A 9209-nucleotide genomic window follows, 5' to 3' on the forward strand; every position below is an offset into this window, starting at 1 on the left:
ACCCGCCCTTTCCCTCACCCCCGCATTCCCTACCTTCAACCCCATGCTCAGTATCCACCACATCGCGATCATCTGTTCCGACTATGAGCGGTCCCGCGCCTTCTACCGCGACATATTGGGCTTCCCAGTGATCCGGGAAGTGTATCGGGCGGAGCGGGACTCGTGGAAGTGCGATCTCGATGCGGGGAAGGCGCAGATCGAGCTGTTTTCCTTCCCCGCGCCGCCGCCCCGGCCCAGCCGCCCCGAAGCGCAGGGGCTGCGGCATCTGGCGTTCAACGTCGATGATCTCGACGGGGAGGTCGCTCGGCTTTCGGCGGCGGGCGTCGTGTGCGAGCCGATCCGCGTGGACGAATATACGGGGCAGCGCTTCACCTTCTTCGCCGACCCCGATGGACTGCCGCTGGAGCTTTACGAGCGCCTCACTGCGCAAAGCGCCTGAAGAAGCTGTCCGCGTTCCATGACGGCCGCTGCGGGTTGTTCGCGACGCGCAGGGTCACCGCAGTCACATAGTCGTTCAGCTTCGCGCTTTCCGCGGGCATGACCGGCTGGTTCAGGTCGTCGAAGGGCGAGTGGTAGATGTTCGCGCGCCATGCCTTTTCCGTTTCGGCCTCCGGCGTGCCGGCCTTGAACCCATATTTGAAGAAGAGCGAAGGGATGCCTTCGCGGATGAAGGCATATTGGTCGGAACGGATGAAGACGTTGCGGTCGGGGAAGGGATCGGGAACAATGGGCAGCTTCATCGCCGCGCTCACCGCCGCGGCGTCCTTGCCCAGGCTGCTCTGGTCGTAACCCACCGGCGTCACGCTGGTCAGCGGGAAGATGGGGAGCGCCATGTCGAAATTCAGGTCGGCGACGATGCTCCTCTGCGGCACGGTCGGCCGCCGCGCGAAATAGCGCGATCCCAGCAGCCCCTTCTCCTCCGCCGTCACGAAGGCGAAGAGGATGGAGCGCTTCGGCTTCACCTTGCCGTTCTTGAGCGCGCGGGCGATTTCGAGGAGGCTGGCGACACCCGACGCATTGTCGAACGCGCCGTTGTAGATGGCATCGCCCCGGATCGGCGTGCCGACGCCATAGCCGTCCAGATGCGCCGACAGCACGACATATTCGCCCCGCAGCTTCGGATCGCTGCCCGGCATCACCGCGATCAGGTTGGGCGAGGACAGGTCGCGCCGGGTCGCCGCCACGCTCGCCTTCAGCCGCTGTGCCAGAGGGAAGCCCGGCACCGGGGCGGAAGCGTCCGCCGCCGCGGCGATCGCGGAGAAATCCTTGCCCGACCCTTCGAACAGCAGCGCCGACTTCGCCGGGTCGAGCTGCGCGCTGAGGAATGGCGCGCGCGTCTCGCGCAGCTGCGCGTCGGCATAATAGAGGGCAGGTGCGCTGGCGAGCGCGACCCGCCGATCCCACGGTATCTCCACCTGCTTGGGCGTCACCAGGCTGATAAGGCCCACCGCCCCCTGCTCGGCCAGCCATTTCGCCCGCTCCGACCGCGCATGGGATTTGAGCGCGCCCGACAGGGTGGACGGCCCGCCCGACAGCACCACCACGATCTTGCCCTTGAGGTCCAGCCCGGCGAAATCGTCATGCCCCGCCTCGGGCAGGTGCAGGCCATAGCCCGCGAACACCATCGGCGCTTCCATAGCGTCCGGCACAGGCCCGCCCCCGCCCGAAAAGATCAGGTCGCCCGGCACCGCCAGCTTCGTCTCGCCCTTCGCGCCGATCAGCGCGGCGCTGCTCCGGTCGGACTGCACCACCTGCTCGACGAAGGCGACCGGCTGCTTGTAGCCTTCGATCCCGGCGGGCTTCAGGCCCAGCGCCCGCAACTGCCCGATGACATAGTCGGCCGCCCGGTCATAGCCCGGCGTCCCCGTACCGCGCCCTTCCATCCCGTCATTGGCGATGGCCTGCACATGGCTGCACCAGCGCGCGCCCGCATCCTGCTGCGCCGCTACGGGCAGCGCCAGGGCAATCGACGGCAGGGCCAGCAAGGGCCGGGCAAGCTGGGACAGACGCATGAAGGACGCTCCAAATTCACAGGCGATGACGGAATGATCTTGCCTGAAGCGGTGCGACGAACAAGGGGGCTTGGAACCGCCATCCTCTTGTGTATTATGCAGGCAACACACGAGAGGAGACTGACATGCGCGCCCCCGCCGCTCGACCCCTTCTGGCCCCTGCCATGCTGATCGCATCGCTGGCGCTGATCCCCGCTGCCTGCTCGCGCGAGGGCGGCGGCAGCGATTCAGACGCGTCCACGCCGGCCGATCCCGCCGCCTGGGCCGCGATCAAGGATTTCACGAAGGTCGAGGCGACCGGGCCGGACACCGTCATCATCACGCGCGGCGCCTTTTCCGTGAAGGCCGAGGGCGACCAGAAGATCCTCGACCGGCTGGAGATCCGGCGCGACGGCGACACGCTGGAGATCGGGCGCAAGCGGCGGTACGGCATGAACTGGAGCGACGACAAGGGCGTCACCATCCGTGTTTCGATGCCGGCGATCCGCGCCGTGGAGGCGACCGGATCGGGCGATATCGATGTGGACCGGGTCGACGGCGCATCGTTCGACGCCGACCTGACCGGATCGGGCAATGTCAGGATCGCGGCCATGGCGGTCCAGTCGCTGGAGGCGGAAATCACCGGCTCGGGTGACATGAGCGCGACCGGATCGGCCGACAAGCTGGACCTGTCCGTGACCGGCTCCGGCAATTTCTCTGGCGAAGGGCTGAAGGCCGGCGGCGGCGAGGTGTCCGTGCTGGGATCGGGCAATGCCTCCCTTGCCTCCGACGGCGTGCTTGATATCAGCATCCTGGGATCGGGCGACGTGACGGTAAAGGGCAAGGCGCAGTGCAAGACGAGCATCATGGGATCGGGCGAGGCGCGCTGTCGGCCCTAAAGGTGGCGGCGCTGGTGGCGGCGCTGGGCGCGCAGCCCGCCAGCGCGGCCACGCGCAGCTTCACCATCAACAGTTTCGACGCGATCCGCGTCGATGCGCCGGTCAGCGTCGTCATCACCACCGGGGTCGGCGTGTCGGCGCGGGCGGAGGGCGATCAGGCCGCGCTTGACCGGCTGAAGGTCGATGTTTCGGGCCGCCTGCTCATCGTGTCGATGGACCGGCTGACCACCGGCGAAAAGAGCAGCGGCGCGGCGACGCTGCGCCTGTCCACCGGCATGCTGGACCGGGTGATGCTGACCGGCGGCGGGTCCGTGGCGGTCAACCGGCTGAAAGGCCTGGGCGCGCGGATCGCGGTGGGCGGCAGCGGCGACATCGCGATCGCGGACGTGCAGCTCGACCGGATCGACGTCAATCTGGCGGGCGGCGGCAGGGTCAACCTGGCGGGGCGCGCGGGCGTTGCGACGATCCATGTGACCGGCCCCGGCTCCGTCGCCGCCGAACCGCTGCGCGTGCGCCAGGCGACGGTCGGCAATGAGGGCGCGGGCAGCGTCGCGCTGACCGCCGATGTCGCTGCAAAGCTGGTCTCGACCGGATCGGGGACGATCAGCATCGCAGGGAAAGCCGCCTGCACCGTCGACAATCGCGGCGTCGGGCAAGTGACCTGCGGTGGGGACAGCTATTGATTGAAGGGCATCGACGTAGGCTTTCCTAACCTCCGCGCCTCTGTTTTATTCGGCCGATGCCCGTCGCCGTCCCGCCCTTGTCGCTCCATTCGCGCTGTCCCGTTCCTGTCGCGCGACCGTGCCCTTGCCATGACCTACTTGTCGCGCGCATGCCGCTCCGATGGCGCGCCGGACGTGCACGGCAGCCGCTTCGCGAACGCGTCGCGAGTGCTTCCGCCGAAAAAATATTGCACAACGGTGTGAACTTCACCTGTCGCATTTCGTGGCGCCTGCTTGCGCCCCTGGGGATGACAAGGACGCGCCGCTCTGGCACTGGCGCGGTCACAGGATAAGGACGGACATCGGATGACCAGCATCGGTATCTTCGGCGCGGCGGGGCGCATGGGACGGGCCATTGCGCAGGTGGCCGCGGAGGGCGGGCTGCCCATTGCCGGCGGCACCGATCGCGATCCTGCCGGAGACATTGCGCCCGGCATCCCCATGACCGCCGATCCCCTGACGCTGGCGGAGGCGGCGGACGTTCTCATCGACTTTTCCGTGCCCGGCGCGCTGTCCGCGCATCTGGACGCCTGCGTGGCCGCGAAGACGCCGATCCTGATCGGCACCACCGGCCTCGAACCCGTTCACCATGCCCTGATCGACCAGGCGGCCGCGCACATCCCCGTGCTCCAGACCGGCAACACCTCGCTCGGCGTCAACATCCTCGCCGCTCTGGTGGAGCGCGCTTCCGCCTCCCTCGGCGACGATTGGGACATAGAGATTGTCGAGATGCACCACCGGCACAAGGTCGATGCGCCCTCCGGCACCGCCCTGCTGCTGGGTGAAGCGGCGGCGCGCGGGCGCGGCATTGCCCTTGCGAACCATAGTGAGCGGGGCCGCGACGGCATCACCGGCGCGCGCGCGCCGGGCGCGATCGGCTTTGCAGCACTGCGCGGCGGATCGGTCGCGGGCGACCATCAGGTGATCTTCGCCACAGACGGCGAGCGGATCGAGATCGGCCATCGCGCCGAAAACCGCATCATCTTCGCGCGCGGCGCGGTGAAGGGCGCGCGCTGGCTCGCCGCCCAGCCCGCCGGCCGCTACGACATGAAGGGCGTACTGGGCCTGTAGATGAACAAGGCGCAGATTTTCGACTTCTTCAGCCGCCTGGCGGAGGCGAACCCGGCGCCGCAGACCGAGCTGGAATATGGCAACGACTATCAGTTGCTGGTCGCGGTCGTCCTGTCGGCGCAGGCGACCGATGTCGGGGTGAACAAGGCGACCCGCGCCCTCTTCCGCGAGGTGACGACACCGCAGCAGATGGTCGACCTGGGCGAAGACGGCCTCAAGCAGCATATCAAGACCATCGGCCTCTTCAACGCGAAGGCGAAGAACGTCATTGCCCTCTCGGAGATATTGGTACGGGACTTCGGCGGGCAGGTGCCGCAGGATCGCGATACGCTCACCACCCTTCCCGGCGTCGGGCGCAAGACCGCCAATGTCGTCGTCAACACCGCCTTCGGGCAGGAGGCGTTCGCGGTCGATACCCATATCTTCCGCGTCGGCAACCGCACCGGCCTTGCGCCGGGCAAGACGGTGCTGGCGGTCGAACAGAAACTCGACAAGCGCGTCCCCGCCCCGTTCCGCCGCGACGCGCATCATTGGCTGATCCTGCACGGCCGCTATGTGTGCAAGGCGCGGCGGCCCGAATGCTGGCGCTGCATCGTCGCGGACCTGTGCCGCTACAAGCCCAAGACGCCGCCGCCCAAGGGCGCTGTTCCCTCAACGCTTCCCGCAGCCTGATCGCCGCTATCCTGCTCCATGCGACCCATGTTATGATGGGACGGAACCAGCCGGCCCTCGCCGTCTTCTTGCCGACAGACACGCTGGAGAAAATCCATGATCCGTCCTTCGATCCCCCTGTTCATCGGCCTGGCCCTGGCCGGCATCGCCCCCCCGGCCATCGGACGGACTCCGCCCAAGCCCGATCCCTATGTCGCCAAGGGAAAGCCCGTCGACTGCATCCAACTGCGCTCCATCCGCACGACGCAGGTGCGCGACGACCGGACCATCGATTTCATCATGAACGGCAACAAGGTCTATCGGAACATCTTGCCCAACAGCTGTCCCACGCTGGGCTTCGAAAAGCGCTTCTCCTACCGGACCAGCCTGTCGCAGCTCTGCTCCGTGGACATCATCACCGTGCTCTACAATGTCGGCTCCAGCCTGCAGCCGGGCGCAAGCTGCGGCCTCGGCCCGTTCCAGCCCATGGCGCGCGCCGGCAAATAGGATTGGCGGGAAAAGATGCGCGGCGCGCGCATTTGACGCTGGCGCGGCGCAAAGGACTTTGCTAACCGCCCCTCCTGACCAGCGTCACGCACCCATAGCTCAGCTGGATAGAGCGTTGCCCTCCGAAGGCAAAGGCCAGAGGTTCGAATCCTCTTGGGTGCGCCACCTTTGACATTTAAGCGCCCTTTTCCAACGGGTTACTAGTTTCGTTGGCTAACCTTTTGCGAAGGTTAGCCATCAGCTTGTCGCCAGCTTCATCTGAAAGCAGCTTTTGATCGGCCGCTGAAGTATATCGAGCGACCTCGCTGTCAGTCGTATGACCGGTCCACGCCTTGATCTGCTGGTTGCTACACCCAGCTTCAGCGAATCGGCGGGCGGCTGCCTTGCGAAGGCCATGCGCGCTACACTCTGACAGGCCCGCCTCGTCGCACCAGACGCGGAAGCGATTGCCAAAGCCTTTTCGGGTAAATGGCCTCCCAAGGCCGTTTACTATGAAGATCATCGCCTTTGAGGGCGTGGCGAGAATTGACGCGGCGAGCGGCGGAAGGATTGGCAGGCTGACCGTTACCCCCGTCTTCTCCTGAGTGAGCGTAATGCGCTTGCCTTTGACATGTCCCGGGCCGAGCAGCCGAATGTCGCCACCGCGTTGCCCGGTGAATAGCAGGAGATCGAAAGCGAGGCGTGCCATGGTGCCGAGCGCATGCTTGGCCTCATACGCGGCGATCTCATCCTCGCTCCAGGTGTGGAAGCCCTCGCCTTCGACCTTGAACGGTCGCGTGGCGTCAACAGGGTTTGTCTTTGCCAGACCTTGCCTGATCGCAAATTGCATCAGCGCCTTCAGCCGCTTACGCAACATATTGGCTGCTGTCCGGTGCGGCAGCATATCCGTCATCATCTTCTCGACATGGCGGGGCTGAAGGTCACGAACCAGCGCTTCTCCATACCGGCGACCGTTTGTAGGCTTACGGTTACGCCATCGCTCTATGACGCCGCGATAGACAACCCTCGTCGTCTCTCCCGGATCAAGGAAATCGGGGCTTCGATAGTACCTTGCAATCAGGTCGTCAAAGCTACCCGGTGCGGCGCGATCGGCTCCGGCCTCGATCGCCGGCGCGACAGTGCCATCCAAGCAAGCCGCGTACTCCTGACGAAATGCTTCCGTGCCGGGCGCTGCTTTGAAGGCGTAAGGCGCGAAGCCCTTGCGACGAAACCGGTAGCGCGGCTTGCCGTGGCGGTCGCGATATTCGCTGACCCATTCGGGGAGCCAGCGCTTCTTCACCGACCTAGTATGTCGTCAAAGGAGTTGATGGCAGCCGAGCGCGCTTGACCCTCGAACTGCACCTCGATCGCACCCGAAGGATCAATCCGAAATCCTGTCGGCCTTAGACCAGCGGCCACGGCTCCTTTGAGCGCGCGGGTAGCATCAGCCTGCTTGAATGAGGCCCGTCTTGCACTCATCACGCCGGCACTTTCTTGGTGACGGCTTCCATCATCACCTTCATTTTGGCGAAGACAGACCGAGCAATTAGCCTCGTGGGCAACACCAACGTAACCTCGTCTTCTTGGCGGTCTCCGCGTTCCCAAGCCCGAAGCTCGCCGTCTGATCCGCGAACCAAGCTCATGACGGTTCGACCGGCCCCACCATCGGCCAAAGATCCGATGCCGGAACCGTTCCAGATATCGAGAATGTCAGCGTCAGCGAACTGGCGATATTCCGCGATCGCGTCCAGGGCTATGGCGCGCCCGATCCCAGGCGGCACGCGGAAGGTGTTCGCAAGGGAATAGATCAGTTCAGCTTCGATCAAATGCATCGGGCTGAACAGTCGCTTACCTTTCGGCCCAGCGGGCACCACGTGCCCATGTCGAAGCCAGTTATCGAGGGTCGTCTCATCAGCGCGCAACATCGCAAGCGCCATGTCGCGCGCAAATATTGGCTCATCGAAGTCGATCGTCTGGCTCATCGCGGCATCCTGTAACAATACAGTGCTTTTATCAGCAATGGATGCGGGCGCAAGCTGTAATAATACAGAATCCCACCCGCGACGTTTTCCTCGCCCCTTTGGGGCGGAAACGTGCCACCCTCCCAAGGCCGGCGAAGCTCCCACGATCACGCCGCTAGCCGCTGCAGGTCGCGCCTAATCAGGCGCTCATTCTCAATCTGGCGATCCTGGTACTCATCAGCCCAAATGATCTCCAGTTTCGTCAGGAGGGCAGCTGCGTCCGGAGCAGGCATTCGCATCAGTCGATCCTGCGCCTCCTGGTAGAGGTCGTACAGGCGCAGATCCTCCTGCTCAATTTCCCAGAAGTTGTATTCAGCTTGCCGTGCGCCGTAGCCTTCCGACCATGTCGACCACTGCGCAGCGAGCTTCCGTCCCACTTCCCGCGCCTCGACGGAAGGAAGCCTCATCCAACTATCCGGCTCGGCCGATTTATAGACGACTTTCAACGGTCTTCCGTTTCGCTCAACAATTTCATGCATCGGGGGCATCGGGCACAGCTGCTCAAGCCGCACCATGAGCGGATTCCAGACATTGTTGAGATGTCCGAGGTAATCGGCTTCGGCGGAGTGATAGGCGCGCAGCGCATCTCGCCAGAGCGCCGCCGGCGATGAGGTCGAGGGCGCGGCTACGGTCGCCACGGGAAGCACCGCCAACGCACCAATCGCGGCGCGACGGGAAACGGTAACGGCAGTGGATTTACCGCCTGTAAGAACGGGTTCGCCCGTGATAGGGGCGGCGTCAGCCTGAGACATGGGTTCGCTCCGTGTCGAATGGTTAGAGCCGGAGCGAGGGTGCAACCTTGCTTCGGCTCGAAATTTATGGCACCCCTTATTCGCAATGTCAATTACGGGCACCACAAAAAGACGGGGACGGCCTGCAACCGGACGGGGCGAAAGCATCAACGTGCGCCTGCACCCCGAGCAGCTGGCCGCCCTCGATCGCTGGATCGAGTGCCAGGCCGATCCCCGACCCACGCGCCCCGAAGCGATACGGCAGCTGATAGAAAGGGCCTTGGAGCCACAGTAACGGCTTCATGCGGCCTGCCCGACGCTGATCGCCTGGCCACCGCTATCGGCCGTCACATCGTCAAGGATGCGCGCGGTCTTGCCGGTATTGCTCGCAACCTGCGCAAGTGCGCTCATGAGTTCGCGGCGAAGCTGCGCAATCTCATCCCGCAGCGCCTGCGTTTCGCTCTCCTTATCGCTGCTCTGGGGCGCACTCGCCGCCTGATTGGTGGCCGCAGCTGTCAATCGGCGTCCAAACGGGACCCCCGATCGGCGCGCAAAAGGGACCCCCTTTCGAGTATGGCACGACGGTCGAGGAACGCTCCTTGCGCTGCGCGTGGCGTAGGGAGGGCGGAGCCCGACC

11 protein-coding genes and 1 tRNA gene are annotated in these 9209 nt (G+C 65.0%); 7 read left to right on the forward strand and 5 right to left on the reverse strand.

What is annotated here, in order from left to right; translation table 11 throughout:
• The first annotated feature begins 43 nt into the window (after positions 1-43).
• Positions 44-439, forward strand: a complete 396-nt coding sequence (gloA2, locus tag ACFQ24_RS09265) for an SMU1112c/YaeR family gloxylase I-like metalloprotein (protein ID WP_380910565.1) — start codon at positions 44-46, stop codon at positions 437-439.
• Here the strand turns inward: gloA2 and ACFQ24_RS09270 are convergent.
• Entirely contained in the window at positions 420-2012 is a 1593-nt protein-coding gene (locus ACFQ24_RS09270) for a M28 family metallopeptidase (RefSeq protein WP_380910567.1), read from the reverse strand. The genes gloA2 and ACFQ24_RS09270 overlap by 20 nt on opposite strands.
• A gap of 125 nt (positions 2013-2137) precedes the next feature.
• Between ACFQ24_RS09270 and ACFQ24_RS09275 the strand changes: the two genes are divergently transcribed.
• The 6 genes from ACFQ24_RS09275 to ACFQ24_RS09300 all read left to right on the forward strand — a co-directional run bounded on the left by ACFQ24_RS09275 (position 2138) and on the right by ACFQ24_RS09300 (position 6006).
• Entirely contained in the window at positions 2138-2890 is a 753-nt protein-coding gene (locus ACFQ24_RS09275; RefSeq protein ID WP_380910569.1) for a head GIN domain-containing protein, read from the forward strand.
• The gene (locus ACFQ24_RS09280) at positions 2842-3573 is read left to right on the forward strand and encodes a GIN domain-containing protein (protein ID WP_380910571.1); all 732 of its coding nucleotides are present in this window, start codon (positions 2842-2844) and stop codon (positions 3571-3573) included. The genes ACFQ24_RS09275 and ACFQ24_RS09280 overlap by 49 nt, the downstream gene beginning before the upstream one ends.
• Positions 3574-3918: 345 nt before the next feature.
• The gene (dapB, locus tag ACFQ24_RS09285) at positions 3919-4683 is read left to right on the forward strand and encodes a 4-hydroxy-tetrahydrodipicolinate reductase (protein WP_380910572.1); all 765 of its coding nucleotides are present in this window, start codon (positions 3919-3921) and stop codon (positions 4681-4683) included.
• Positions 4684-5355, forward strand: coding sequence for an endonuclease III (gene nth / locus ACFQ24_RS09290; RefSeq protein WP_380910574.1), 672 nt, complete (start codon positions 4684-4686; stop codon positions 5353-5355).
• Between the two features lie 96 nt (positions 5356-5451).
• Positions 5452-5841, forward strand: coding sequence for a hypothetical protein (locus tag ACFQ24_RS09295; RefSeq protein ID WP_380910576.1), 390 nt, complete (start codon positions 5452-5454; stop codon positions 5839-5841).
• Between the two features lie 88 nt (positions 5842-5929).
• Positions 5930-6006 (forward strand) — tRNA-Arg (locus ACFQ24_RS09300).
• 10 nt (positions 6007-6016) lie between these two features.
• Here the strand turns inward: ACFQ24_RS09300 and ACFQ24_RS09305 are convergent.
• The 4 genes from ACFQ24_RS09305 to ACFQ24_RS09320 all read right to left on the reverse strand — a co-directional run bounded on the left by ACFQ24_RS09305 (position 6017) and on the right by ACFQ24_RS09320 (position 9091).
• Positions 6017-7120 carry a tyrosine-type recombinase/integrase gene (locus ACFQ24_RS09305; RefSeq protein WP_380910578.1) on the reverse strand — a complete coding sequence of 368 codons (1104 nt, stop codon included), beginning with the start codon at positions 7118-7120 and terminating at the stop codon, positions 6017-6019.
• Between the two features lie 178 nt (positions 7121-7298).
• Positions 7299-7802, reverse strand: a complete 504-nt coding sequence (locus tag ACFQ24_RS09310) for a hypothetical protein (protein WP_380910580.1) — start codon at positions 7800-7802, stop codon at positions 7299-7301.
• Between the two features lie 146 nt (positions 7803-7948).
• Positions 7949-8593 (reverse strand): hypothetical protein, encoded by a 645-nt coding sequence (locus ACFQ24_RS09315; RefSeq protein ID WP_380910582.1) that lies wholly within the window; start codon positions 8591-8593, stop codon positions 7949-7951.
• A 279-nt stretch (positions 8594-8872) separates the two neighbouring features.
• Positions 8873-9091, reverse strand: coding sequence for a hypothetical protein (locus ACFQ24_RS09320; protein WP_380910584.1), 219 nt, complete (start codon positions 9089-9091; stop codon positions 8873-8875).
• Between the last annotated feature and the right edge of the window lie 118 nt (positions 9092-9209).

This window comes from Sphingobium olei (assembly GCF_042678845.1).
Lineage (GTDB): Bacteria > Pseudomonadota > Alphaproteobacteria > Sphingomonadales > Sphingomonadaceae > Sphingobium > Sphingobium olei.

Bases quoted from the DNA above. Each gene is read 5' to 3' on its own strand.
- dapB (WP_380910572.1), top strand. From the start codon at position 3,919: ATGACCAGCATCGGTATCTTCGGCGCGGCGGGGCGCATGGGACGGGCC.
- ACFQ24_RS09295 (WP_380910576.1), top strand. From the start codon at position 5,452: ATGATCCGTCCTTCGATCCCCCTGTTCATCGGCCTGGCCCTGGCCGGC.
- ACFQ24_RS09275 (WP_380910569.1), top strand. From the start codon at position 2,138: ATGCGCGCCCCCGCCGCTCGACCCCTTCTGGCCCCTGCCATGCTGATC.
- ACFQ24_RS09270 (WP_380910567.1), bottom strand. From the start codon at position 2,012: ATGCGTCTGTCCCAGCTTGCCCGGCCCTTGCTGGCCCTGCCGTCGATT.
- nth (WP_380910574.1), top strand. From the start codon at position 4,684: ATGAACAAGGCGCAGATTTTCGACTTCTTCAGCCGCCTGGCGGAGGCG.
- ACFQ24_RS09310 (WP_380910580.1), bottom strand. From the start codon at position 7,802: ATGAGCCAGACGATCGACTTCGATGAGCCAATATTTGCGCGCGACATG.
- ACFQ24_RS09315 (WP_380910582.1), bottom strand. From the start codon at position 8,593: ATGTCTCAGGCTGACGCCGCCCCTATCACGGGCGAACCCGTTCTTACA.
- gloA2 (WP_380910565.1), top strand. From the start codon at position 44: ATGCTCAGTATCCACCACATCGCGATCATCTGTTCCGACTATGAGCGG.